This is a genomic window from Mucilaginibacter segetis (assembly GCF_016522075.1).
Taxonomy (GTDB): domain Bacteria; phylum Bacteroidota; class Bacteroidia; order Sphingobacteriales; family Sphingobacteriaceae; genus Mucilaginibacter; species Mucilaginibacter segetis.
This window is the reverse complement of record NZ_JAEHFW010000001.1, coordinates 476,416-501,050: the sequence shown is the minus strand read 5'-3', so window position 1 is coordinate 501,050 and position 24,635 is coordinate 476,416. Positions and strand designations below refer to the sequence as shown.

Genomic DNA, 24,635 nt, shown 5'->3' with positions numbered 1-24,635 from the left:
CTTGTAACTGCTTTAAACCTGATTGAATATCTGATAAACTCCTACTATACAGTCATCAGTGTTTTTTATCAATAAAGTGGTTATTTTCCGTTCCAGCATTAATAATTCAGCGTCATAAACCAGTTCCTCTTCGTTAACCTTAATCGGATCATTGTTCATCATAGCAGTTATAGGTAATTGCTGTATATCGGGATGTTTTACCAGCCCCCTGCGCAGGTCGCCGTCTGTAATTACACCTACAACTTTATCACTGTTACCTACGATCACCATACCCAATTTACCTTCAGACATTCGAATAATTAGTTGCGTAAAAGAAGCATCGGCTTCAATAAATGGCAGTGCATCAGTACGCATCAGATCTTTCACCCTTACCAATAATTTGCGACCTAAAGTACCCCCAGGGTGAAAACGCGCAAAATCATCCGGACTAAAGTTCCGCTCTGTCATTAAAGCAACAGCAAGGGCATCACCCATCACCAGCGCAGCTGTGGTTGATGAGGTTGGTGCAAGCTCTAAAGGGCAAGCCTCCTGTTTTATAGCGATACTTAAATGGCAGGTAGCGTTTTTGGCAAGCGTTGAGTCAGGGTTTCCGGTTATGGCGATAACCGTATTCTTATTCCATTTTAAAAAAGGGACAACTTTTAATACCTCTTCTGTTTCGCCCGAATAGGATATAATGATAACCACATCCTCGGCACTTATCATCCCCAGATCGCCATGAAAGGCTTCAGAAGGATGCATAAAAAAGCTTGGCGTGCCTGTACTGGTAAATGTGGCGGAAATTTTCCGGCCTATATGCCCGGATTTACCCATGCCGCAAACCAGCAATTTACCTTTAGCGTGCAGAATAGCAGTTACAGCCCTATCAAATTGCTCGTCAATCATTGCTGCAACATGCTGTAACGATTCAATTTCTATGTCAAATACTTTTTGGGCAATTCTTTTCATAAGCTATTATAGCTCGGTATATATTATTTGAGTATGCAATTATACTTAAAATCAACTAACCGGCAGAACATGTACCTTAACTATAACCGTCCATCTACTATAGAACGGTCTAAAAATGCTTTAGTATCATATATAACAGAGCTTTCCCCTTTTACAATACTTTTTATGTCTAATGAGGCAAATTCAGCATGAGCTACTGCCAAAACTATGGCATCGTACTTTTGGTCTATGTTTTTTATCATATCAATAAAATACTGCTCTTTAACTTTTTCAGCATCGGCCCAGGGATCATAGAGGTCTACTTTTACACCGAATTGCTTAAGTTCATTATAAATATCCGCTACTTTGCTATTACGGACATCAGAGCAATTTTCTTTAAATGTTATTCCCAATATAAGCGCATTGGCTGTATTGATATCATGCCCTTTTGCCACCAATAACTTAATGATCTTGCCTGCAACAAACTCTCCCATTACATCGTTAACACGCCTGCCCGATAAAATAACCTGCGGGTGATAACCTAATGCTTCGGCTTTATGAGCCAGGTAATACGGATCTACTCCTATACAATGGCCCCCTACCAAACCGGGCTTATATTTTAAAAAATTCCATTTGGTACCGGCCGCATCCAGCACATCGTTAGTATCAATTCCCATACGGTCAAATATCAGCGCCAGTTCATTCACAAATGATATATTAACATCACGCTGGGCATTCTCAATAGCTTTAGATGCTTCGGCAACTTTTATACTTGGGGCCTTATGCGTACCCGCTGTAATTATTGAAGTGTACAGATCATCAACCTGTTGAGCAATAGCCGGAGTAGAGCCGCTGGTTACCTTTTTTATTTTAGTAAGTGTATTGATCTTATCACCGGGATTGATGCGTTCGGGCGAATATCCCGCAAAGAAATCGACGTTAAATTTTAATCCCGATGATTTTTCCAATACAGGTACACAATCTTCCTCTGTGCAACCGGGATATACGGTAGATTCATATATAACCAGATCGCCAACCTTTAAAATTGAACCCAGCATCTCCGACGCTTTAAGCAGCGGCCCAAGGTCGGGCGCTTTAAACTGATCTATAGGTGTTGGTACGGTAACTATAAAGATACTACACGTACACAAATCTTTTACATTTGATGAAAATGAAAGACCGTTATACTTGCTTTGTTGTAATACCTCGTGCAAATCGTTGATGTTCGCTTCCTGTGTTTTGTCCTCTCCTTTACTAAGTTCGGTTATGCGTATGGTATTGGTATCAAAACCTAAAACCTTATATTTTTTTGCAAACTCAATAGCCAGTGGCAAACCAACATATCCTAATCCAATTATCGCGATCTTTTTATCTGTGACAGGGTAATTTTCTTTCATTTAAACAGCTTCAAACTTTTAATTACCTATTGAAACTAAACAGGCCTTAAAAAGTTCAAAAATAAACTATAATTATCAACTTAACAGCAATGCCGCTTTATTCAAAAAAGTCGTCTTTTAATCCGTCTATCTCGCGCCTGTCACGTTTTGTTGGGCGCCCTGCTCCCCTGTCGCGTTTTAATATAGGCGCATGAAACATAGATTTAAATGCCTGCGTTTGCTCGACTGGTGTATTATCTTCATAAAAATTAATGGCAGTTTTAGCATCGGTACGGCTCTCTAACAAACCTGTAACCCTTATCACCTTGCGTTCAATCCCTTTTGATATGTGATATATTTCATTTATTCTCACCTCGTGCGATGGCTTAATATTTTTACCATCTAACTTAACCCTCCCGGCTTTGCAAGCATCAGATGCCAGTGTGCGCGTTTTAAATATGCGTATGGCCCACAAATATTTATCTATTCTCAGTTTTTCTTTCTCAGGCATAATTCTATCGGTACAATTCAAACAAATCTCCTTAAAATTCCTTTAATTTGCCAAAAAGTTATATTTTACTAATGCAAGACCTGAAAAAACTTATAGAAGAGGCCTGGGAAGACAGGAATCTGATTAATTTCAACGAATACTCTAACGCAATTGAAACTGTTATTGACCGCCTTGATAAAGGTGAGATACGTGTAGCTGAGCCCATTGGTAACCGCTGGCACACTAATGACTGGATAAAAAAAGCTGTTATTTTATATTTCCCGATAAGAGAAATGAGTGAAATTAAAGTTGGGCCGTTTGTATTTCACGATAAAATGAAACTTAAAACTGATTATAAGCAAAATGGTGTACGTGTAGTGCCACATGCAATTGCACGTTACGGCGCCCATTTAGCAAAGGGTGTTATCATGATGCCATCTTATGTAAATATTGGCGCTTATGTAGATGAAGGCACAATGGTTGATACATGGGCGACAGTTGGCTCATGTGCGCAAATTGGTAAAAATGTACATTTAAGCGGTGGTGTAGGTATAGGTGGTGTTTTGGAACCAGTACAGGCTGCACCTGTAATTATCGAAGACAACTGTTTTATTGGATCACGTGCTATTGTTGTTGAGGGCGTACACGTAGAATCAGAAGTTGTATTAGGCGCCAATGTAGTTTTAACAGCATCAACTAAAATTATTGACGTAACACGTGGTGTGCCGTTTGAGTATAAAGGCCGTGTACCTGCCCGTTCGGTAGTAATACCCGGCTCTTACACTAAGAAATTCCCGGCAGGTGAATATCAGGTTCCGTGCGCGTTGATTATTGGAACACGTAAAGAATCAACCGATAAAAAAACATCGTTAAACGATGCCCTGCGCGAAAATAACGTATCGGTATAAACTATTGATTACTTATTAAAGAGCAGATAATTTACTGTTTTTAGTAATTATCTGCTCTTTTGTTTGCTCACTGATCAGCTTAAGTATGACGATATTGATAAGATTGCCGAACTGGCTTGGTGATGTGGTAATGAGTACCGCTTTCATCAACGCCGTAAAGCAGACTTATCCCGATGCTATTATTGATGTTATCCTAAAAAAAGAGTTAACCGGTATTGGCAAATTTATCCCTGGTATAAATAAAATCCATTCTTTCTCTAAACAAGAATTCAGCGGCTTAACCGGAGTTTATCGTTTTGGCAAGGCACTTCGTGCTGAACGATACAATGTTTTTTTTAACCTTCCGCATTCCTTGTCGTCGGCTGTTATGGCTCGGGCTACCAAAGTAGAACAACGTATCGGGTTTAATAAAGAAGGCGGCAATTTTTTACTTACCCATTCTTATAAGAAACCACAGGGCATACACCGGGTTGATGAATACTTATACCTGTTGGAGCAATTCACCGGCAAGCCGGTCACAAACAAAGAGGTAAGATTGCAGCATCTAATCAACTTACAAGCCAAGGCCGATCATGTAGTTGTTAACTTTAATTCCGAAGCAACTTCTCGCCGGATGCCTGTGTTAAAAGCCCGAAGCATTCTGAATAGCTTGTTGACTGCTTTTAGTGAAATTTCATTTATTTTGATAGGCTCAAAAAAGGAAGCTGTTTATGTTAATGAGATCATAAATGGCTTAAATTACGATAATAGAATAGAAAATTATGTCGGCAAAACAGACTTGGCCAAGTTAGTTAACTTAACTGCCGGAAGCAGGGCTGTCTTAACTACTGATTCGGGACCTGCACATTTGAGCAACAGCCTGGGTACGCCCACTGTAGTTTTATTTGGTGCAGGTAATGAAAACAATACGGCTCCCTACAATAAAAAAGGACTAACAATTATACGGTACGGCGGATTAACGTGTGAACCCTGTGTGCGCAACACTTGCAAATTATACGATAGTCCAAAATGTATGGAATTATTAGATGAATATAAAATAATAAAAGCGTTAAGTTTGCAGCTAAATGATACTTAAAGACGAAGTAAACAAAGCACTTGAAATTGTGCAGGCAGGCGGAATGATACTATACCCTACTGATACTATTTGGGGTATTGGCTGTGACGCCACAAATACTGATGCTGTAAAAAAGATTTACCAGTTAAAACAGCGCGAAGAAAGTAAGAGCATGATCATTTTGCTGGATACCGATAATAAACTGCAAAGTTATATTACCGAAGTTCCGGATATTGCTTACGATCTGATAGAATTCGCTGAAAATCCACTTACTTTGGTAATGCCGGGTGCGCGCAATATATCACCCGCGTTAATAGCTGCAGACGGAAGTGTAGGTATAAGGGTAAGCTCCCATCCATTTTGCCAGCAGCTTATACAACGTTTACGCAAGCCGCTCGTATCTACATCTGCTAATATAAGCGGCCACGCTTCGCCGCAGTACTTCTCTAAAATAGACCAGGAAATTATAAATGGCGTAGATTATGTGGTAGATATTGATCAGCATAGTACTGAAGCAAAAAAGCCCTCAACTATAATGCGGCTTAACCCAAACGGCACTTTTGAATTTATTCGCCGTTAAATTTTAATATCTTTAAATTTGCCGAATTCCTGATAAGCTGATCAGTGTTATTTATGAAACAACACCTGCAACATCCTATATTCAACATCATATCCAAAATTGCGGCTAAACAAAATATTGAAGTTTATGCAATTGGTGGATATGTACGTGATATTTTTTTGAGCAGGCCTTCAAAAGATATTGATATTGTTGTGTTAGGTAATGGTATTGCTTTTGCCGAAACTATAGGCGCAGAACTAAATGTCAAGGTAGCAGTTTTTAAAAATTTCGGTACTGCAATGCTCCGTTATCAGGATATTGAAGTAGAGTTTGTTGGCGCACGTAAGGAATCGTATCGTTCGGATTCAAGAAAACCTATTGTAGAAAACGGCACACTTGAAGACGACCAAAAACGCCGGGATTTCACTATAAATGCACTTGCTATAGCCTTGCATCCCGATAATTTTGGCGCATTAATAGATCCTTTTAACGGTTTGCAGGATATGGAGCAAAAACTCATCCGAACGCCGCTTAATCCGGTTGAAACTTTTTCCGATGATCCCTTAAGAATGATGAGGGCAATTCGTTTTGCTACGCAATTAAACTTCCGGATAGATGATGAAGCTATCCTGGCAATTAAAAGTAATTTAAGCCGTATTAAAATTGTATCTCAGGAGCGTATTACAGATGAGCTAAATAGGATCATACTTTCATCTAAACCTTCTATTGGATTTAATTATTTGTTTGACACCAGCTTGCTGCATATCATATTTCCACAGATGGCGGCTTTATACGGGGTTGATATCATCAACGGAAAAGGACATAAGGATAATTTTTATCACACACTGCAGGTGTTGGATAATATTTGCGACGATACAAATGATCTTTGGGTGCGCTGGGCCGCTATTTTACATGACATAGCTAAACCGCCTACAAAGCGTTTTGAACCTGGCCATGGCTGGACCTTTCATGGTCATGAAGATAAGGGAGCGCGTATGGTTCCTAAGATATTTGCCCAATTAAAGCTTCCGCTAAATGATAAGATGAAACTGGTGCAAAAGCTGGTACAGCTTCATTTGCGGCCAATTGTATTATCGCAAAATATAGTTACCGATTCTGCTGTACGGCGGCTATTGTTTGAGGCCGGGAATGAAATAGATGATTTAATGTTGTTATGTAAAGCAGACGTTACTACAAAAAATGAATACAAAGTAAAAAAGTACCGGCAAAATTTTGAACTGGTAAAACAAAAACTTAAAGATGTGGAGGAGCGGGATAACATACGTAACTGGCAGCCGCCGGTAACAGGCACTGACATTATGCAGTTATTTGGCATAGGAGAAGGACGCGAAGTGGGTATAATTAAGAACAAAATACGCGAAGCAATATTGGAAGGAGAAATACCTAACTCAAGAGAAGCAGCAATTCACTATACAATTATAAAAGGAACAGAAATTGGCTTGAAAGTTGTTGCAGACACAAATTAAATAAAACATTATTATTTTTGACAAAATCTACTAAAAATGGCATTATACAGGTTCCGGGTTACTTTTGAAGATTATGACGACGTTTCACGGGATATAGATATAAAATCTAATCAGACATTTTTGGATCTTCACCAGGCGATACATCAGGCCACAGGTTACAATCCTGAATATTCCTCATCCTTTTATATTAGTAACGACCAATGGATGAAAGGTGAGGAGATCACTTATCTGCCTAATCAAAAAAGGATAGACAGAGGAGTATCACTGATGGAAAAAATAAAACTGAGTAGTTTTATTGATGACCCGCACCAAAAATTTTATTATACCTTTAATTTCGAAAGACCTTTTGATTTCCATGTGGAGTTAATGAAGATCATCCTTGAAGATACTCCCGGCACTACTTACCCTGCGGTAGTAAGATCCGTTGGCGATCCACCAAAACAGTTTGGAAACGTGTTTAATCCGGCTGTAGCAGCTGCAGCTTCAGAAGAAGATTTTGACTTTTTAAACGAAATGGGCTACAACCCCGAAGATGCGGACGAATTCTCGGAAGTATCTGAAGCAGTTGATGAACCTGAAGAAGAAAAAAAGGACGAAGAGGATGAAGACGATTTCGGTTTCGGAGATGACGAATTTGAAGATGATGATAAATCGGGCGACGATTATTAGTTAGTTAACAGCATTATCATGGCTTACAATTACTTATTGGCTATATTGCTGTTATCATAAACTATGATATGCTAAACACTTCAACTGATCAACATACGCTGATAGTAATAGCAGGGCCAACTGCATCAGGTAAAACTGCAGCAGCCATTAAATTAGCAAAGCATTTCAATACAGTAGTGGTATCTGCTGATTCCAGACAATTCTATCGTGAAATGTGTATTGGGACAGCTAAACCTACCCCAAATGAACTGGCAGAGGCTCAACATTATTTTATAAATTCACATTCAGTTACAGAATCCTTTTCGGTGGGTGATTTTGAAAAACGATGCCTGCTTTTACTCAATGAACTTTTTAAAACTCATGATAAGGTTATATTAGCAGGTGGTTCCGGTCTATATATAAAAGCGGTTTGCGAAGGTTTTGATGACCTTCCGCCAGCAGAACAAAATATTCGCGAACGTCTAAACAATAAGTTAACTGAAAAAGGCCTTTCCGCTCTGCAGGAGCAATTAAAAATAATTGACCCGGTATATTATAATGAAGTTGACATAAATAACCCTCAGCGCGTAATAAGAGCTATTGAGGTTTATGAAAGTTCGGGTAAGCCAATATCGTATTATCGTACTGCCCAAATCAACCAGAGGCCTTTTAAAATAAAAAAATTGGGGCTTAATATGTCAAGGGCTTTACTCTACGATCGTATTAACAATCGTGTTGATGAAATGGTAAGACAGGGTTTGGTAGAAGAAGTGAAGTCGCTGCTTCCTTATCGCCACTTAAATGCTCTTCATACTGTAGGATATAGTGAAATATTTGATTATTTAGATGACCAAAGCACCTTAAATAAAGCTATTGATACTATTAAACAAAACACGCGTCGCTTTGCAAAAAGGCAGCTCACCTGGTTCCGTAAAGATAAAGACATCATATGGCTTAATCCTACTGATACAGATTTCACCGATAAGCTTTTAGCTTTAGCTGGCAGAGATACTACTCATTAAGAAGCGCTTCTAAATAAGCCCCGTAACCACTTTTTATATACTTTGAAACCAGCACTTTTAGTTGATCATCGTTTATATAACCCATTAAATAAGCAACCTCTTCAATACAACCGATTTTTTTTGTTTGTCGCTTTTCAATCACCCGAACAAATTCTGAAGCATCGCTAAGGGAATCGAATGTACCGGTATCTAACCAGGCAGTTCCCCTATCCATAACGCCAACATTTAAAGTTCCCTTTTCCAGATAAACCTTATTTACATCGGTAATTTCATATTCTCCACGAGAAGAAGGAGCAATATTTTTAGCTATCTCCACTACTGTATGGTCGTAAAAATACAAACCCGGCACCGCATAGTTTGATTTCGGTTTCAACGGTTTTTCTTCTATGGAAACAGCTTTAAAATTATCATCAAACTCTACCACACCGTAACGTTCGGGATCGGCAACCGGATACGCAAAAATAGCCGCTCCATCAATATTATTAAAGCTTTGTATAAGTCGGCTAAAACCAGATCCATAAAATATGTTATCCCCTAAAATCAGTGCTACCTTATCATTTCCAATAAATTTTTCGCCTATAACAAAAGCCTGAGCCAACCCGTTAGGTTTTTCCTGTATAGCATATTCAAATTTGCAACCCAGATCCTCCCCATTACCTAATAAACGTACAAATCCCGGATTATCCTCAGGAGTGGTTATGATCAACACCTCGCGTATACCGGCAAGCATCAATACCGATAAAGGATAATAGATCATTGGCTTATCATAAATAGGCATTAATTGTTTGCTAATTGCCTTGGTAATAGGATAAAGCCTTGTACCTGATCCACCTGCTAATATTATTCCTTTCATATACTTATTTCAATTTGCTAATACACACCTTAAGGCTATCACGCCAATAAGGAATTTCTATACTAAATGTTCTTTTCACTTTGGATTTATCCATAACGGAGTATGCCGGGCGCTTTGCTGGCGTAACATAGTCACTTGTAGGTATTGGTAATACTTTCACATCTGTTTTCGAAATATCGAATATCGCCTTTGAAAAATCATACCATGACGCCACCCCCTCATTACTATAATGGTAAATACCATATGCCGATTCTCCGGAGGATATAATATTAATTATGCAATCAGCCAAATCCATAGCATAGGTAGGCGTACCAATCTGATCGGCAATAATTTTTAAAACATCCCGCTCTGCACCAAGTTTAAGCATGGTTTTAACGAAATTATTACCATATTCAGAATACAGCCACCCTGTTCTGATTATAAAAAATTGCTTTATGATCTCCGGTATAATTTGTTCGCCATCAAGTTTGGTTTGGCCGTAAACACTAATTGGGGACGTTTCGTCCTCTTCATTAAGTGGCGAAGGTTTGTCGCCATTGAAAACGAAATCAGTAGATATATGAATAAGTGTTGTGTTATATTTATCACACAATTTACTTAAGTTTTCAACTCCGGTTTTGTTTACTTTATATGCAGCTTGCTCATCACTTTCAGCTTTATCAACTGCAGTATAGGCAGCACAATTTATACAATAATCCGGCTTATTATTAATAAAAAGTTTATCTAACAGACCTATATCTAATATGTTAGCTTCTTCTTCTGATGGAAATAGCAAAGAATCAATACTTTTTTCCTCCGCTATCTTTTTAAAACACTGACCTAACTGGCCCGAAGCGCCAAAAACAAGGGTTTTACTCATTATAGATTTTTAATACGTTTCAGTAATAACTCTTCCTGTAACGAATTACTATTAAAGATGTTTGTAAAATCAGGCTTGGCCCATTGTTCCTCCAAAATTCATTGGAAAACCACTTGTCTCATTACCTATTTTTATACGGCCGTTTACTGCTTCGAATTTTTCAATATTATCTTGCAAAGCTGATAATAATCTTTTGGCATGTTCCGGTGTCAATATTATTCTTGATTTTACTTTTGCCTTAGGAATTCCTGGCATAACACGTATAAAATCAAGCACAAATTCTGAACTTGAGTGTGTAATTATAGCCAGATTGGCGTATGTACCTTCTGCTATTTCCTCAGAAAGCTCGATATTTAATTGATTCTCCTGTTGTTCTTCCATTTTCTGCAATTATAAAAATAGCGAAGCCTTTTATTTTCATAAAAGGCTCCGCAAAAGTATTTAAAAAAATCTAATTAAGCTTCTACTTCTTCAGATTTTGACGCCATCAGACGATCGAACTCTTCCTGAGAACCTACGCGGATATTTTCATATTCACGTAAACCTGTTCCGGATGGAATAAGGTGACCAACAATAACGTTTTCTTTAAGGCCAAGCATATTATCCTTTTTACCTGCTATGGCAGCCTCATTCAATACTTTGGTAGTTTCCTGGAATGATGCTGCAGAGATAAATGATTTGGTTCCTAACGATGCACGGGTAATACCTTGCAACATCGGGCTTGAAGTTGCCGCTATAGCATCCCTTACCTCAACCAATTTCAAATCTTTACGTTTCAAAATAGAGTTTTCGTCCCGTAGTTTTCTTAAGGATATGATTTGACCAGATTTTAACGAAGTAGAATCACCCGGATCGGTAACTACCTTTTTATCAAACATCTCATCATTTTCCATCATGAAATCCCAACTGTTAACTGCTTCTCTTTCCAAGAAACGGGTATCACCTGCATCTTCAATAGCAACCTTTTGCATCATTTGGTGAACAATCACCTCAAAATGCTTATCATTTATTTTTACACCCTGTAAACGGTAAACTTCCTGTATACCATTTACCAGATACTCTTGTACAGCTGCAGGACCTTTAATAGCAAGGATATCTGCCGGAGAGATAGAACCATCAGACAATGGCATACCTGCTCTAACAAAGTCATTATCCTGTACAAGAATGTGTTTAGATAAAGGAACAAGGTATTTTTTAACCTGACCGTCTCTTGATTCTATAGTTATTTCGCGGTTACCACGTTTTATACCACCCAAGGTTACCACACCATCAATCTCTGTTACTACAGCAGGGTTAGATGGGTTACGTGCTTCAAATAATTCTGTTACACGCGGTAAACCACCGGTAATATCACGCGTTTTACCTGTTGAACGAGGTATTTTAGCTATAACCTGTCCGGTTTGCAACTTGTCACCTTCGTCAACTGCGATGTGTGCGCCTACCGGAATATTGTATCCTTTAATAACGTTTCCTTTTGAATCAACTATTTGTATAACAGGGTTTTTAGTTTTATCCCTGGTATCAATAATAACCTTTTCGCGGTGTCCGGTCTGTTCGTCAGATTCTTCACGGAATGTAATACCTTCTAATACAGCTTCAAACTGAGTTGTTCCCGCAAATTCAGATATAATAACAGCATTGTACGGATCCCATGAACATATACGATCACCTTTTGTTACTTTGCTGCCATCTTTAATATACAAATATGAACCGTAAGGAATATTATTAGTAACGATCACTTTGTTTGTACCAGGCTCAACAATGCGGAATTCTCCGGAACGGCCTAACACAACCTGTACATCACCTTCCTCGTTTTTATAATCAACCGTACGTACGTTCTCATACTCAATGATACCATCGAACCGAGCGTTTATCTGCGATTCAGCAGCAATATTTGAAGCTGTACCACCCACGTGGAATGTACGTAATGTTAACTGCGTACCCGGCTCACCAATTGACTGTGCGGCTATTACACCTACAGCTTCTCCTTTTTGCACGCGTTTACCGCTTGCAAGGTTACGGCCATAGCATAGTGCACATACGCCACGTTTACTTTCACAAGTTAATACGGAACGTATTTCAATACCTTCCAGTGGCGAATTCTCGATATTTGCAGCAATCTCTTCAGTAATATCCTCGCCTGCAGAAACCAATAATTCATTGGTGATAGGATCATGAACATCGTGGAGGGTAGTACGACCTAGAATACGGTCATATAACGGCTCTACTATATCCTCGTTATCCTTAAGTGCAGTAGTATATATACCTCTTAAAGTTCCGCAATCTACTTCACCTACAATCATATCTTGTGCCACATCATGTAAACGACGGGTAAGATAACCCGCATCCGCTGTTTTTAGCGCGGTATCGGCCAAACCTTTACGTGCACCGTGGGTAGATATAAAGTACTCTAATACCGACAGACCTTCCTTAAAGTTTGAAAGGATCGGGTTTTCAATAATCTCTCCGCCTGAACCCGATTTTTGAGGCTTAGCCATCAAACCACGCATACCTGCAAGCTGACGGATCTGCTCTTTAGAACCACGAGCACCTGAATCAAGCATCATATATACAGAGTTGAAACCCTGATTATCTGTTGATAAAATCTCCATCACATTCGCGGTTAAGCGGTTGTTGATACGGGTCCAAATATCAATGATCTGGTTATAACGCTCGTTGTTGGTAATGAAACCCATGTTATAGTTATTCATTACCTCTTCAACCTGTTTAGAAGCAGTTTCTATCAGTGTAACTTTTTCATCAGGAATATTGATATCCTTCAGGTTAAATGATAAACCACCCTGGAACGCCATTTTAAATCCTAATTCCTTAATATCATCAAGGAATTGGGCAGCGCGAGCCATACCAGTTATTTTAACTATCTCGCCAATAATATCACGGAGTGATTTTTTGGTCAATAATTCATTGATATATCCAACCTCTACCGGCACGTGCTGGTTAAATAATACACGACCAACTGTGGTATCAATAATTTTACTTACTATGCTACCATCCTTCTCTTTCACTAATGCTTTAACCTTAATAAAGGCATGCAGATCAAGTTTTTTCTCGTTATAAGCGATGATTACTTCTTCTGCCGAATAGAAAGTTAGTCCTTCACCTTTTACTACACGTTCTGCATCAGTTTTACGGCCTTTGGTTATATAATATAACCCAAGCACCATATCCTGCGAAGGAACGGTAATAGGAGTTCCGTTAGCCGGATTAAGAATATTGTGTGACGCAAGCATCAATACCTGGGCTTCCAAAATCGCTGCATTACCAAGTGGTACGTGCACAGCCATCTGGTCACCGTCAAAGTCAGCGTTGAACGCGGTACAGGTTAACGGGTGTAATTGTATAGCTTTACCTTCTACCAATTTAGGCTGGAAAGATTGTATACCTAAACGGTGTAACGTAGGTGCACGGTTTAATAATACCGGGTGACCTTTTAATACATTTTCCAGAATATCCCAAACTAATGGGTCTTTACGGTCAACTATCTTTTTAGCTGATTTTACTGTTTTAACAATACCCCGCTCTATCATCTTACGAATGATAAACGGTTTAAACAGTTCAGCAGCCATGTCTTTTGGTAAACCGCACTCATGCAGTTTAAGGTTAGGGCCAACAACAATTACCGAACGTGCAGAATAATCAACACGTTTACCTAATAAGTTCTGGCGGAAACGGCCTTGCTTACCTTTCAGAATATCTGAAAGTGATTTTAATGCACGGTTACCTTCTGTTTTAACAGCATTTACTTTACGTGAGTTATCGAATAACGAATCCACAGCTTCCTGCAGCATACGTTTTTCGTTACGTAAAATAACCTCCGGTGCTTTTATCTCGATCAAACGTTTTAGACGGTTGTTACGGATAATTACACGACGATATAAGTCGTTAAGATCGGATGTGGCGAAACGGCCACCTTCTAATGGTACTAACGGACGTAATTCAGGAGGTATAACCGGAACGATCTTAACGATCATCCACTCCGGATTATTTTCAATTCTGTTTCTGGCATCACGGAAAGCCTCAACAACCTGTAAGCGTTTTAAAGCTTCGTTTTTACGTTGCTGAGATGTTTCGTTAGCAGCCTGATGGCGTAAGTTGTATGACAATTCATCAAGATCCAAACGCTTTAAAAGATCTTCTAAAGCTTCGGCACCCATTTTAGCCACAAATTTCTGCGGATCTTTATCGTCCAGATATTGGTTTTCTTTTGGAAGCGTATCCAAAATATCCAGGTATTCTTCTTCTGTCAGGAAATCCATCTTAGAAATCCCGTCAGCTTCTTTAACGCCCGGTTGTATAACTACATATCTTTCATAATAAATGATAAGATCCAGTCTTTTAGTTGGTAAACCTAACAGGTAACCAATTTTATTTGGTAACGAGCGGAAATACCAGATGTGAGCAACAGGAACTACTAAATTAATGTGTCCCATACGCTCACGACGCACTTTCTTCTCGGTTACTTCAACACCGCAACGGTCGCAAACTATTCCTTTATAACGGATACGTTTGTATTTACCGCAATGGCATTCATAATCCTTTACCGGACCGAAAATGCGTTCGCAAAATAAACCATCACGTTCCGGCTTATAAGTACGGTAGTTGATGGTTTCAGGTTTCAAAACTTCACCGCTTGAGCGCTCCAATATAGATTCCGGAGAAGCTAAACTGATAGTAATTGTGGTGAAATTACTTTTGATTTTATTATCCTTTTTGTAAGACATAGTCTCCTTTGTTTTTAAAGTTGTTGCAATGTTGGAAGGTTTTAAAATTGAAATGTTAAAGCAAATAACTTCAACATTTCAATTTTTAACTTTACAACTTATTCCAGGGTGATATCTAAACCTAAACCTCTTAATTCATGAACCAATACATTGAATGATTCAGGTACAGAAGGTGTTGGAAGGTTTTCACCTTTAACAATAGCCTCATAGGTTTTAGCACGGCCGATAACATCATCCGATTTAACGGTAAGTATCTCCTGCAATATGTTTGATGCACCAAATGCTTCCAGTGCCCAAACCTCCATCTCACCAAAACGCTGACCACCAAATTGTGCTTTACCACCCAATGGTTGCTGTGTAATTAATGAGTACGGTCCTATAGAGCGGGCGTGCATTTTATCATCAACCATGTGCCCTAACTTAAGCATGTATATGATACCTACTGTAGTTTGCTGGTCAAATCTGTCGCCGGTTAAACCATTGTACAAATAAGTACGACCTGATTCAGGTAATTTCGCCTTTTTAACCCACTCTTCTACCTCATCGTGGCTTGCACCATCAAAAATAGGAGTAGCGAATTTAATACCCAGTTCTTTACCTGCCCAGCCTAATACTGTTTCATATATCTGACCAAGGTTCATACGTGATGGTACACCCAATGGGTTAAGTACTATATCAACCGGTGTTCCGTCTTCAAGGAAAGGCATATCCTCGTCACGTACAATACGTGCAACAATACCCTTATTACCGTGACGACCGGCCATTTTATCACCAACTTTAAGCTTACGTTTCTTAGCAATGTAAACCTTAGCCATCTGTACAATACCAGATGGAAGCTCATCACCAACGCTTATAGCAAACTTATCACGACGGTACGCACCCAGTTCCTCATTAACTTTAATGTTATAGTTATGAAGCAACAGTTTTATCTGATCATTTTTATCATCATCAGTTGTCCACTTGGTTGGGTTAATATTTTCGTAGTTAAGTTCGGTAAGTACCTTTTGAGTAAATTTAACACCCTTAGCTATATACAACTCCTTGTAAACATTATAAACACCCTGAGATGTTTTGCCATTTACGATCTCGAATAACTTTTCAATCAAGCTTGCTTTAAGATCCTTAACAGCTTTGTCATGTTTAGCATCAAGTTTTTCTAACTGTGCTTTTTCTTCGGCTTTGGTAGTTTTTTTAGCGCGTGAAAATAATTTGGTATCAATAACCACACCTTTTATAGAAGGCGGTGTTTTTAGTGATGCATCCTTAACATCACCTGCCTTGTCACCGAATATAGCACGCAGTAATTTCTCTTCCGGCGATGGATCAGATTCTCCTTTTGGAGTGATCTTACCGATAAGGATATCACCTTCTTTAACTTCCGCACCTACCCGAATAATACCGTCTTCATCCAGATCCTTTGTAGCTTCTTCAGAAACATTCGGAATATCCGGTGTTAACTCTTCTTCGCCGCGTTTGGTGTCACGTACTTCAAGTTCAAATTCTTCAACGTGCAGTGATGTAAATATATCCTGCGATACAACACGCTCAGATATTACAATCGCATCCTCAAAGTTATATCCCTGCCAAGGCATGAATGCTACTTTAAGGTTACGTCCTAAAGCAAGTTCACCATTTTGTGTAGCGTAACCTTCGCAAAGTACCTGTCCTTTTTCAACCCTCTGTCCTTTTTTAACAATAGGCTTAAGGTTAATGGTAGTGCTTTGGTTAGTTTTCTTGAATTTGGTTAAAATATAACTTTTTGAATCGCCTTCAAATGACAATAAACGGTCAAGCTCATTGCGATCATATTTTATACGAATTTCGTTGGCGTCAACATATTCAACAACACCAGCGCCTTCAGCGTTAATAAGTGTACGTGAATCTTTTGCTACACGCCCCTCTAAACCTGTACCTACAATTGGTGCTTCCGGACGTAACAATGGCACCGCCTGGCGCTGCATGTTCGATCCCATCAACGCACGGTTAGCATCATCATGCTCCAAAAACGGAATTAAAGATGCCGCTATTGAAGTAATTTGGTTAGGAGCGATATCCATCAGATCAAGTCTTTCAGGCTCAATGATCGGGAAGTCACCCTCAAAACGTGCTTTAACACGTGGGGTAGCAAAAACACCCTTATCATCATAATAAGCGTTTGCCTGGCCGATAGTTTTACCATCCTCATCCTCAGCAGATAAGTAGATAACCGGCTCGTCCATTTGTACTTTACCATCAACAACACGTTTGTACGGTGTTTCGATAAAGCCCAGGTTATTAATTTTGGCATGCACGCAAAGTGATGATATCAAACCAATGTTTGGTCCCTCAGGAGTTTCAATAGTACACAACCTGCCGTAGTGGGTGTAGTGTACGTCACGAACCTCGAAACCGGCACGTTCACGTGATAAACCACCGGGCCCTAAAGCTGACAGACGACGCTTGTGCGTAATCTCTGCCAGTGGATTAGTTTGATCCATGAACTGTGATAACTGATTTGTTCCGAAGAACGAGTTGATCACTGATGACAAGGTACGTGCATTAATTAAGTCGGTTGGTGTGAACACCTCGTTATCACGAATGTTCATACGCTCACGAATGGTACGGGCCATACGTGCTAAACCTACGCCGAACTGAGCATATAACTGCTCACCCACGGTACGCACACGACGGTTTGATAAGTGATCAATATCATCAACTTCAGCTTTAGAGTTGATCAATTTGATCAGATACTTAACTATCGCTATAATATCCTGCTTGGTTAATACCTTTGTTTCTTCAGAGGTATTTAACTTCAGCTTGCGGTTGATGCGGTAACGACCAACATCTCCCAGATCGTATCTTTTATCAGAGAAGAATAAACGATCAATAATACCACGTGCAGTTTCTTCATCAGGTGGTTCAGCATTACGTAACTGACGATAAATGTGCTCTACCGCTTCTTTCTCTGAGTTTGAGGTATCTTTTTGTAAAGTATTATATATAATAGTATAATCACCGCTGGTGGCAGCATCCTCCTTATTAAGAATGATGGTTTTAACACCAGCATCAATGATCATATCGATATGGTCATCTTCCAAAACGGTTTCGCGCTCAAGGATGATTTCGTTACGGTCAATAGATACCACTTCACCGGTATCCTCGTCAACAAAATCTTCTACCCATTTTTTAAGTACCCTTGCAGCAAGCTTACGGCCAATAAATTTCTTTAAGCCTGATTTGCTTACTTTAACTTCGTCAGCAAGTTCAAATAACTCTAATATATCCTTATCAGAATCATAACCAATTGCACGAAGCAGCGTAGTAACCGGGAATTTCTTTTTACGGTCAATATACGCATACATCACGTTATTAACGTCAGTAGCGAACTCTATCCATGATCCTTTAAAAGGAATTACACGGGCTGAGTATAATTTTGTACCGTTGGTGTGGCGGCTTTGGCCAAAGAATACACCAGGTGAACGGTGTAATTGTGATACAATTACACGCTCGGCACCATTAATTACAAATGTACCTTTAGGTGTCATATAAGGGATAGTTCCCAAATAAACATCCTGTACAATTGTTTCAAAATCTTCGTGCTCTGCATCATTACATGACAGACGAAGTTTTGCTTTTAATGGCACACTGTAAGTGAGGCCGCGCTCAATACACTCGCGTATATCGTAACGTGGCGGATCAATAAAGTAGTCAAGAAACTCTAAAACGAAGATGTTCCTTGAGTCAGATATTGGAAAGTTTTCGGCAAATACTTTAAACAACCCTTCTTTATAGCGGTTGTCTGAGGTGGTTTCCAATTGAAAAAATTCCTGGAAAGATTGCAACTGTACATCCAGAAAATCGGGGTAATCAAGTACCTTTCTGCTGGTTGCAAAGTTTACTCTTTGATTATTATTGTTTGCCAAGGTATTATAATTTTTAGTTTATTAATAAACCTGTAATAGTACTGTTAAGGATTTTTCCTGATACCCTAACTTAACTTGAGGGGTATATAAACAGCAATAGACCCCGACCAAAAAACGGTCGGAGTCTGATGCTATTGTTGTTGGGTTAACTTATTTAACCTCAACTACTGCTCCGGCTTCTTCTAATTGCTTTTTCAGAGATTCCGCTTCTTCTTTAGTTACACCAGCTTTAACTTCTTTTGGTGCACCATCAACTAAATCTTTAGCTTCTTTTAAGCCAAGACCTGTTAAATCTTTAACTAATTTAACTACAGCTAATTTTGAACCACCTGCTTCTTTCAGGATAACATCAAATGCTGTTTGTTCTGCAGCAGCAGCTGGGGCATCATCGCCACCGGCAGGAGCAGCAGCAACTGCAACAGCAGCAGCAGCAGGCTCAATACCATACTCGTCTTTTAAGATCTGAGCTAATTCGTTTACTTCTTTTACTGTTAAGTTTACCAACTGTTCAGCAAACGCTTTTAAATCCGCCATTTTATTTTATTTTTTACTTTAATGCTTTGTTTTTTTAAATCGAACTTTAAGGTGTCCGTTAACCTCTTTCTTGTAATGTTTTCACAATACCTGCTAATTTGCCTCCGCTTGATTGTAATGCAGAAACAACGTTCTTTGCCGGTGATTGCAGTAAGCCAATAATCTCTCCAATTAGCTGCTCCTTAGATTTTAATTTGGTAAGGGCATCTATTTGGTTATCGCCAATGAAAATTGCTGAATCGATATAAGCTGCTTTTAAAATTGGTTTGTCACCTTTTTTCCTTAATTGCTTTATCAACTTTGCCGGAGCAGTTGCTGATTTAGAGAAAAGAATTGATGATGAACCCTTTAAAACATCATATATCTCAGTAAAATCACCTCCAGCAGCCTCCATAGCTTTTTTAATTAAGCTGTTTTTTGCTACCTGCATAGTGATGTCATTTTCGAAACACTGACGACGGATAGTATTTACCTTTGCAACCGTTAGATCAGACGTATCGGTAATATAAAAATTACCGTATTCTTTCATCTGTTCAGTAAGGGCAAGAACAAGGTCGTATTTTTCTTCTTTATTCATGATTAAATTCCCGCTACTGATTTAGTTTCAATTGTAATACCCGGTGACATTGTTGAAGAGATATGTATACTCTTAAAATATGTACCCTTTGCTGCTGATGGTTTTAATTTAGAGATAGTTTGCAATACTTCTAAAGCATTCTCATAAATTTTATCAGCAGAAAAAGACGCTTTTCCTATTGATGCGTGGATGATGCCGGTTTTATCAACCTTGAAATCGATCTTACCACCTTTTACCTCAGTTACAGCTTTACCCACATCTTGGGTTACTGTACCTGATTTAGGGTTAGGCATAAGGTTACGAGGGCCTAATATACGACCCAACCTACCTACTTTAGCCATAACACTTGGCATAGTGATGATAATATCAACATCAGTCCATCCGCCTTCAATCTTGGCAATATAATCATCCAACCCAACAAAATCCGCACCTGCATCTTTGGCTTCTTGCTCCTTATCAGGAGTACAAAGCACTAATACACGTACAGTTTTACCGGTTCCATGAGGTAAGGTTGCTATACCACGCACCATTTGATTGGCTTTACGCGGGTCAACACCTAAACGCACATCAATATCAACAGATGAATCAAACTTGGTGAGGGTAAGCTCTTTAACCAGGGATGATGCATCCTGTAATGAGTACGATTTGTTCGCCTCAATTTTGGATAGTGCCGCTTTTTGATTTTTTGTTAATCTTGCCACTGTCTTAAACTGATTTGTATAAATTTAATTAATTCCAGGGTGCCGTACCTGATACGGTTATCCCCATACTGCGGGCAGTACCTGCCACCATTTTCATGGCTGATTCAACTGTAAACGCATTTAAATCAGTCATTTTATCTTTGGCTATATTCTCAACCTGCTCCCAGTTTACACTGGCAACTTTTTTACGGTTAGGTTCGGCCGAACCACTTTTTAAACCTGATACTTCCAATAACTGGATTGCAACAGGAGGGGTTTTAATGATAAAATCGAAAGACTTGTCAACGTAAACAGTAATAACCACAGGTAACACTTTGCCAGGTTTATCCTGGGTACGTGCATTAAACTGCTTGCAAAACTCCATAATATTAACACCTTTTGCACCCAATGCAGGGCCAATTGGTGGTGATGGATTTGCTGCGCCGCCTTTTACTTGTAGTTTTACTAACGCACCGACTTCTTTTGCCATTTTTAATTTACTTTATTATAACTCAATGTTAGTAAGTGGAAGCTAAGTAACATTTAAGATTGTTTGCGGATTTGAGATACTACTGTATTAATTCAAACCCATTAATATTTTTATTATTATAAATTATGATTTATTTGACGCTTAAATGTTTTACATCTATATCGTCGTGGTTATCAGAATTTATTCTTTCTCTACCTGCATGTAATTCAATTCAAGCGGCGTACGGCGCCCGAATATCTTTACCATAACTTTTAACTTTTTCTTTTCTTCGTTAACTTCTTCAATAACACCGCTAAAGCCATTGAACGGACCGTCCATTACTTTAACATTTTCGCCAACGTAATATGGCACGCTCATGGTTTCGCTTTGTGCACTCATCTCATCAACCTTACCCAAAATACGGTTAACTTCGGCCTGCCTAAGAGGAATAGCGTTTCCTGCCTTATCGCCTAAAAAGCCGATAACGCTATTAATATTTTTAATAACGTGCTCTAACTCACCATTAAGCGAGGCCTCAATTAATACATAACCCGGAAAATAATTACGTTCTTTCGCAATTTTTTTACCGTCACGCATCTGGTAATATTTTTCGGTAGGGATCAATACTTGCGGAAGCTGGGCACTTATACCCAAACGGTTAACCTCTGCATCAATGTATTGTTTTACCTTTTTCTCTTTACCACTTATAGCCCTAACAACATACCATTTTAATTGATCACTCATCTATTTGTATAATTAGGCTAATGAAGTATAAAACTGATTAAGCAAATAGCCAATTACCTGATCCATACCAAATATGATCATAGCTATTATTATTGCTGCTATCAGTACTAAAACAGCACTGTTTTGCAATTCGCGCCAAGTTGGCCAGGTTACTTTCTGGGTCAACTCGATGTATGATTCCTTTATATATTCAGTTACGCTAGCCATTTTGTTATTCTTATGCACGGGCACAAGGATTCGAACCCTGATCAAAGGTTTTGGAGACCTCTATTCTACCATTGAACTATGCCCGTATATCCTAAATCCCCCTAATAAGGAAATTTGTATTATTTTATTGTGAATAAAGTACCGAGACAAAAGTCCCGGTACTTTACACAAAAATTAACCGTTTTGCTATCCTTAAAAGGATAAGAAATTATTTTAAAATTTCAGTTACCTGGCCGGCACCTACTGTTCTACCACCCTCGCGGATAGCGAAACGTAAGCCTTTTTCCATTGCGATAGCGTTGATCAGTTTTACAGTGATGGTAACGTTATCACCAGGCATAACCATTTCTACACCTTCGTCCAATGATATCTCACCGGTTACGTCAGTTGTACGGAAATAGAATTGCGGACGGTATTTGTTGAAGAATGGAGTGTGACGGCCACCTTCTGCTTTTGATAATACGTAAACCTCTGCTTTAAAATCGGTGTGAGGAGTTACTGAACCTGGCTTGCAGATAACCATACCACGACGGATATCAGTTTTCTCAATACCACGTAACAATAAACCTACGTTATCACCAGCTTCACCTCTGTCAAGGATCTTACGGAACATTTCCACACCGGTAACAGTTGATTTTAAGTTTTCTGCACCCATACCTAAGATGTCAACAGGCTCACCTGAATTGATAACACCACGCTCGATACGACCAGTTGCAACAGTACCACGACCAGTGATCGAGAATACGTCCTCAACAGGCATCAAGAAAGGAAGATCAGTTAAACGAGGAGGAATTGGAATGTAGCTATCAACCGCATCCATTAATTCCATAATTTTTTCAACCCATTTTGGATCATTGTTCAAACCACCAAGAGCTGAACCTTGAATTACAGGAATATCATCACCAGGGAATTCGTAGAATGATAATAATTCACGAACTTCCATTTCAACTAATTCTAATAATTCCGGATCATCTACCATGTCAACCTTGTTCATGAAAACAACAAGTGCAGGCACACCTACCTGGCGTGCTAACAGGATGTGTTCGCGGGTTTGAGGCATTGGACCATCAGTAGCAGCAACAACAATTATCGCACCATCCATCTGAGCAGCACCAGTAACCATGTTTTTCACATAATCCGCGTGACCAGGACAGTCAACGTGTGCGTAGTGACGGTTTTGTGTTGAATACTCTACGTGAGCTGTATTAATAGTAATACCACGCTCTTTTTCTTCAGGAGCTGAGTCAATTGAATCAAATGAACGAGCTTCTGAGTAACCTTTATCAGCTAATACCTTAGTGATAGCTGCGGTAAGGGTTGTTTTACCGTGGTCAACGTGACCGATTGTACCGATGTTTAAGTGCGGTTTACTGCGGTCAAATTTTTCTTTTGCCATGATTTATATTTGTTTGTAGGTTAATTTATAATTTAAAAAACTGTATTGTATACTTTATTACTTGAGCCAACAATGGGATTTGAACCCATGACCTCTTCCTTACCAAGGAAGTGCTCTACCCCTGAGCTACGTCGGCTGATTTTGACCATCGATACAGCATCCACCATATCTCTGATCTGTTAAGTCCGATATCGAAATCCGAAATCCGACATACTCTTGAGCGGAAGACGAGGTTCGAACTCGCGACCTATAGCTTGGAAGGCTATCGCTCTACCAACTGAGCTACTTCCGCTTAATTTAAAATCCAAAAAACTGAATTCTAAATCCTAAATAAATTTAGAATTAGAATTCAGCACTTGTAACCCTAAGTGGGGGGAGAAGGATTCGAACCTTCGTAGCCGAAGCAACGGATTTACAGTCCGTCCCATTTGACCGCTCTGGTATCCCCCCAAGATAATTTCGAACTCTGAAAATCAGATTTCAAATTAAATAACCGAAATCCAGCCTGGAATTCGAAATTATCAGAGCCTCCTATCGGGATCGAACCAATGACCTACTGATTACAAGTCAGTCGCTCTACCAGCTGAGCTAAGGAGGCTTAAATTGTTACCTGTTTCATCTAAACTATTAAAGCTTAATGTGAAATTTGGCGGCAAATTAATATTGCGCTATTTTTTTATTTTAAAGAACCACCCATTTTATAAAAGGAACACATTTATGCACCTCTCTGAAAGGGATTGCAAATCTACAAAAATTTAAACCTGTACAAAATTTTTTTCCAAAAAAAATCGGCAGGTCATAAACCTACCGATTCGGGCTCGCATTTGCCCATCATTAATCATTAAAAATCGTTTTCGGTGGCAACCATAGCCGCTTTTTTTGCTACTTCAGCAGCTATTGATTTTTTTTGCTTATGTTTTTCTATTTGTTTGCGCAAACTTTCCACTACAATATCAGTCGCTTCTTCGAAAGTTTTACACTTTTCTTTCGCAAACATTTGATTACCCGGCAGCAGAAGCTTTATCTCAGATATTTTATTTGCCTCGTCCTCAACATTTTCCAATTTGAGGTAAACTTCACCACTAATAATATGGTCGTAAAATGTCTCCAGCTTGTCAACCTTCTTTTGAATAAAATCCAGTAATTTTTTGTCTGCAGTAAAGTGAATAGATTGCACTGTGATTTTCATTTTTCCTCCTTT

The 24,635-nt window shown here is 39.0% G+C and carries 22 protein-coding genes and 5 tRNA genes; 6 read left to right on the top strand and 21 right to left on the bottom strand.

Annotated elements, in window-relative coordinates; translation table 11 throughout:
- Window positions 1-12 precede the first annotated feature (12 nt).
- The 3 genes from I5M19_RS02400 to I5M19_RS02390 form a co-directional block, all read right to left on the bottom strand.
- Window positions 13-948, bottom strand: a complete 936-nt coding sequence (locus I5M19_RS02400; RefSeq protein WP_200063653.1) for a KpsF/GutQ family sugar-phosphate isomerase — start codon at window positions 946-948, stop codon at window positions 13-15.
- An 80-nt stretch (window positions 949-1,028) separates the two neighbouring features.
- Window positions 1,029-2,324: a nucleotide sugar dehydrogenase gene (locus I5M19_RS02395; protein WP_200063652.1), complete on the bottom strand. Its 1,296-nt coding sequence runs from the start codon at window positions 2,322-2,324 to the stop codon at window positions 1,029-1,031.
- Window positions 2,325-2,421: 97 nt separating this feature from the next.
- The gene (locus I5M19_RS02390) at window positions 2,422-2,814 is read right to left on the bottom strand and encodes an RNA-binding S4 domain-containing protein (protein WP_200063649.1); all 393 of its coding nucleotides are present in this window, start codon (window positions 2,812-2,814) and stop codon (window positions 2,422-2,424) included.
- A gap of 71 nt (window positions 2,815-2,885) precedes the next feature.
- Here I5M19_RS02390 and I5M19_RS02385 point away from each other — a divergent pair, with 71 nt between their 5' ends.
- The 6 genes from I5M19_RS02385 to miaA all read left to right on the top strand — a co-directional run bounded on the left by I5M19_RS02385 (window position 2,886) and on the right by miaA (window position 8,471).
- Window positions 2,886-3,701, top strand: coding sequence for a 2,3,4,5-tetrahydropyridine-2,6-dicarboxylate N-succinyltransferase (locus I5M19_RS02385; protein WP_200063647.1), 816 nt, complete (start codon window positions 2,886-2,888; stop codon window positions 3,699-3,701).
- Window positions 3,702-3,786: 85 nt separating this feature from the next.
- Entirely contained in the window at window positions 3,787-4,776 is a 990-nt protein-coding gene (locus tag I5M19_RS02380) for a glycosyltransferase family 9 protein (RefSeq protein ID WP_200063645.1), read from the top strand.
- Window positions 4,769-5,335, top strand: a complete 567-nt coding sequence (locus I5M19_RS02375) for an L-threonylcarbamoyladenylate synthase (RefSeq protein WP_200066075.1) — start codon at window positions 4,769-4,771, stop codon at window positions 5,333-5,335. Before I5M19_RS02380 ends, I5M19_RS02375 begins: the two co-directional genes overlap by 8 nt.
- A gap of 53 nt (window positions 5,336-5,388) precedes the next feature.
- Window positions 5,389-6,801, top strand: a complete 1,413-nt coding sequence (locus tag I5M19_RS02370; RefSeq protein ID WP_200063643.1) for a CCA tRNA nucleotidyltransferase — start codon at window positions 5,389-5,391, stop codon at window positions 6,799-6,801.
- A gap of 36 nt (window positions 6,802-6,837) precedes the next feature.
- The gene (locus tag I5M19_RS02365; RefSeq protein ID WP_200063641.1) at window positions 6,838-7,470 is read left to right on the top strand and encodes an IS1096 element passenger TnpR family protein; all 633 of its coding nucleotides are present in this window, start codon (window positions 6,838-6,840) and stop codon (window positions 7,468-7,470) included.
- A gap of 68 nt (window positions 7,471-7,538) precedes the next feature.
- Window positions 7,539-8,471 carry a tRNA (adenosine(37)-N6)-dimethylallyltransferase MiaA gene (miaA, locus tag I5M19_RS02360; RefSeq protein WP_200063639.1) on the top strand — a complete coding sequence of 311 codons (933 nt, stop codon included), beginning with the start codon at window positions 7,539-7,541 and terminating at the stop codon, window positions 8,469-8,471.
- Here miaA and rfbA read toward each other — a convergent pair.
- The 18 genes from rfbA to hpf form a co-directional block, all read right to left on the bottom strand.
- Window positions 8,461-9,324: a glucose-1-phosphate thymidylyltransferase RfbA gene (gene rfbA / locus I5M19_RS02355; protein ID WP_200063637.1), complete on the bottom strand. Its 864-nt coding sequence runs from the start codon at window positions 9,322-9,324 to the stop codon at window positions 8,461-8,463. The genes miaA and rfbA overlap by 11 nt on opposite strands.
- A gap of 4 nt (window positions 9,325-9,328) precedes the next feature.
- The gene (rfbD, locus tag I5M19_RS02350; protein WP_200063635.1) at window positions 9,329-10,183 is read right to left on the bottom strand and encodes a dTDP-4-dehydrorhamnose reductase; all 855 of its coding nucleotides are present in this window, start codon (window positions 10,181-10,183) and stop codon (window positions 9,329-9,331) included.
- Window positions 10,184-10,252: 69 nt separating this feature from the next.
- Entirely contained in the window at window positions 10,253-10,564 is a 312-nt protein-coding gene (locus I5M19_RS02345) for a DUF3467 domain-containing protein (protein ID WP_200063633.1), read from the bottom strand.
- A gap of 74 nt (window positions 10,565-10,638) precedes the next feature.
- Window positions 10,639-14,925, bottom strand: coding sequence for a DNA-directed RNA polymerase subunit beta' (gene rpoC, locus I5M19_RS02340; RefSeq protein ID WP_200063631.1), 4,287 nt, complete (start codon window positions 14,923-14,925; stop codon window positions 10,639-10,641).
- 98 nt (window positions 14,926-15,023) lie between these two features.
- A complete protein-coding gene (rpoB, locus tag I5M19_RS02335) occupies window positions 15,024-18,827 on the bottom strand; it encodes a DNA-directed RNA polymerase subunit beta (protein ID WP_200063629.1) in 3,804 nt (1,267 codons plus the stop codon).
- Window positions 18,828-18,977: 150 nt separating this feature from the next.
- Window positions 18,978-19,361: a 50S ribosomal protein L7/L12 gene (rplL, locus tag I5M19_RS02330; protein WP_200063627.1), complete on the bottom strand. Its 384-nt coding sequence runs from the start codon at window positions 19,359-19,361 to the stop codon at window positions 18,978-18,980.
- A gap of 58 nt (window positions 19,362-19,419) precedes the next feature.
- Complete coding sequence (rplJ, locus tag I5M19_RS02325) at window positions 19,420-19,938, bottom strand: 50S ribosomal protein L10 (RefSeq protein ID WP_200063625.1); 519 nt, start codon at window positions 19,936-19,938, stop codon at window positions 19,420-19,422.
- A gap of 2 nt (window positions 19,939-19,940) precedes the next feature.
- Window positions 19,941-20,639, bottom strand: a complete 699-nt coding sequence (rplA, locus tag I5M19_RS02320) for a 50S ribosomal protein L1 (protein WP_200063623.1) — start codon at window positions 20,637-20,639, stop codon at window positions 19,941-19,943.
- A 28-nt stretch (window positions 20,640-20,667) separates the two neighbouring features.
- Window positions 20,668-21,108 (bottom strand): 50S ribosomal protein L11, encoded by a 441-nt coding sequence (rplK, locus tag I5M19_RS02315; RefSeq protein WP_200063620.1) that lies wholly within the window; start codon window positions 21,106-21,108, stop codon window positions 20,668-20,670.
- A gap of 180 nt (window positions 21,109-21,288) precedes the next feature.
- The gene (nusG, locus tag I5M19_RS02310) at window positions 21,289-21,831 is read right to left on the bottom strand and encodes a transcription termination/antitermination protein NusG (protein ID WP_200063619.1); all 543 of its coding nucleotides are present in this window, start codon (window positions 21,829-21,831) and stop codon (window positions 21,289-21,291) included.
- Between the two features lie 12 nt (window positions 21,832-21,843).
- Window positions 21,844-22,038 (bottom strand): preprotein translocase subunit SecE, encoded by a 195-nt coding sequence (secE, locus tag I5M19_RS02305; RefSeq protein ID WP_200063616.1) that lies wholly within the window; start codon window positions 22,036-22,038, stop codon window positions 21,844-21,846.
- Between the two features lie 15 nt (window positions 22,039-22,053).
- A tRNA-Trp gene (locus I5M19_RS02300) sits at window positions 22,054-22,124 on the bottom strand.
- A gap of 122 nt (window positions 22,125-22,246) precedes the next feature.
- Entirely contained in the window at window positions 22,247-23,434 is a 1,188-nt protein-coding gene (gene tuf, locus I5M19_RS02295) for an elongation factor Tu (protein ID WP_200063614.1), read from the bottom strand.
- A 64-nt stretch (window positions 23,435-23,498) separates the two neighbouring features.
- Window positions 23,499-23,570, bottom strand: a tRNA-Thr gene (locus I5M19_RS02290).
- Between the two features lie 83 nt (window positions 23,571-23,653).
- Window positions 23,654-23,726, bottom strand: a tRNA-Gly gene (locus I5M19_RS02285).
- A gap of 77 nt (window positions 23,727-23,803) precedes the next feature.
- A tRNA-Tyr gene (locus I5M19_RS02280) sits at window positions 23,804-23,884 on the bottom strand.
- 75 nt (window positions 23,885-23,959) lie between these two features.
- Window positions 23,960-24,032, bottom strand: a tRNA-Thr gene (locus I5M19_RS02275).
- Window positions 24,033-24,275: 243 nt separating this feature from the next.
- On the bottom strand, window positions 24,276-24,623 hold the full coding sequence (hpf, locus tag I5M19_RS02270) for a ribosome hibernation-promoting factor, HPF/YfiA family (protein WP_200063612.1): 348 nt from the start codon (window positions 24,621-24,623) through the stop codon (window positions 24,276-24,278).
- Between the last annotated feature and the right edge of the window lie 12 nt (window positions 24,624-24,635).

Bases quoted from the DNA above. Each gene is read 5' to 3' on its own strand.
- I5M19_RS02400 (WP_200063653.1), bottom strand. From the start codon at position 948: ATGAAAAGAATTGCCCAAAAAGTATTTGACATAGAAATTGAATCGTTA.
- I5M19_RS02385 (WP_200063647.1), top strand. From the start codon at position 2,886: ATGCAAGACCTGAAAAAACTTATAGAAGAGGCCTGGGAAGACAGGAAT.
- rplJ (WP_200063625.1), bottom strand. From the start codon at position 19,938: ATGAATAAAGAAGAAAAATACGACCTTGTTCTTGCCCTTACTGAACAG.
- I5M19_RS02390 (WP_200063649.1), bottom strand. From the start codon at position 2,814: ATGCCTGAGAAAGAAAAACTGAGAATAGATAAATATTTGTGGGCCATA.
- rplK (WP_200063620.1), bottom strand. From the start codon at position 21,108: ATGGCAAAAGAAGTCGGTGCGTTAGTAAAACTACAAGTAAAAGGCGGC.
- I5M19_RS02370 (WP_200063643.1), top strand. From the start codon at position 5,389: ATGAAACAACACCTGCAACATCCTATATTCAACATCATATCCAAAATT.
- rplL (WP_200063627.1), bottom strand. From the start codon at position 19,361: ATGGCGGATTTAAAAGCGTTTGCTGAACAGTTGGTAAACTTAACAGTA.
- miaA (WP_200063639.1), top strand. From the start codon at position 7,539: ATGCTAAACACTTCAACTGATCAACATACGCTGATAGTAATAGCAGGG.
- rfbD (WP_200063635.1), bottom strand. From the start codon at position 10,183: ATGAGTAAAACCCTTGTTTTTGGCGCTTCGGGCCAGTTAGGTCAGTGT.
- I5M19_RS02345 (WP_200063633.1), bottom strand. From the start codon at position 10,564: ATGGAAGAACAACAGGAGAATCAATTAAATATCGAGCTTTCTGAGGAA.
- rpoC (WP_200063631.1), bottom strand. From the start codon at position 14,925: ATGTCTTACAAAAAGGATAATAAAATCAAAAGTAATTTCACCACAATT.
- I5M19_RS02380 (WP_200063645.1), top strand. From the start codon at position 3,787: ATGACGATATTGATAAGATTGCCGAACTGGCTTGGTGATGTGGTAATG.
- nusG (WP_200063619.1), bottom strand. From the start codon at position 21,831: ATGAGTGATCAATTAAAATGGTATGTTGTTAGGGCTATAAGTGGTAAA.
- tuf (WP_200063614.1), bottom strand. From the start codon at position 23,434: ATGGCAAAAGAAAAATTTGACCGCAGTAAACCGCACTTAAACATCGGT.
- secE (WP_200063616.1), bottom strand. From the start codon at position 22,038: ATGGCTAGCGTAACTGAATATATAAAGGAATCATACATCGAGTTGACC.
- I5M19_RS02365 (WP_200063641.1), top strand. From the start codon at position 6,838: ATGGCATTATACAGGTTCCGGGTTACTTTTGAAGATTATGACGACGTT.
- rfbA (WP_200063637.1), bottom strand. From the start codon at position 9,324: ATGAAAGGAATAATATTAGCAGGTGGATCAGGTACAAGGCTTTATCCT.
- hpf (WP_200063612.1), bottom strand. From the start codon at position 24,623: ATGAAAATCACAGTGCAATCTATTCACTTTACTGCAGACAAAAAATTA.
- I5M19_RS02395 (WP_200063652.1), bottom strand. From the start codon at position 2,324: ATGAAAGAAAATTACCCTGTCACAGATAAAAAGATCGCGATAATTGGA.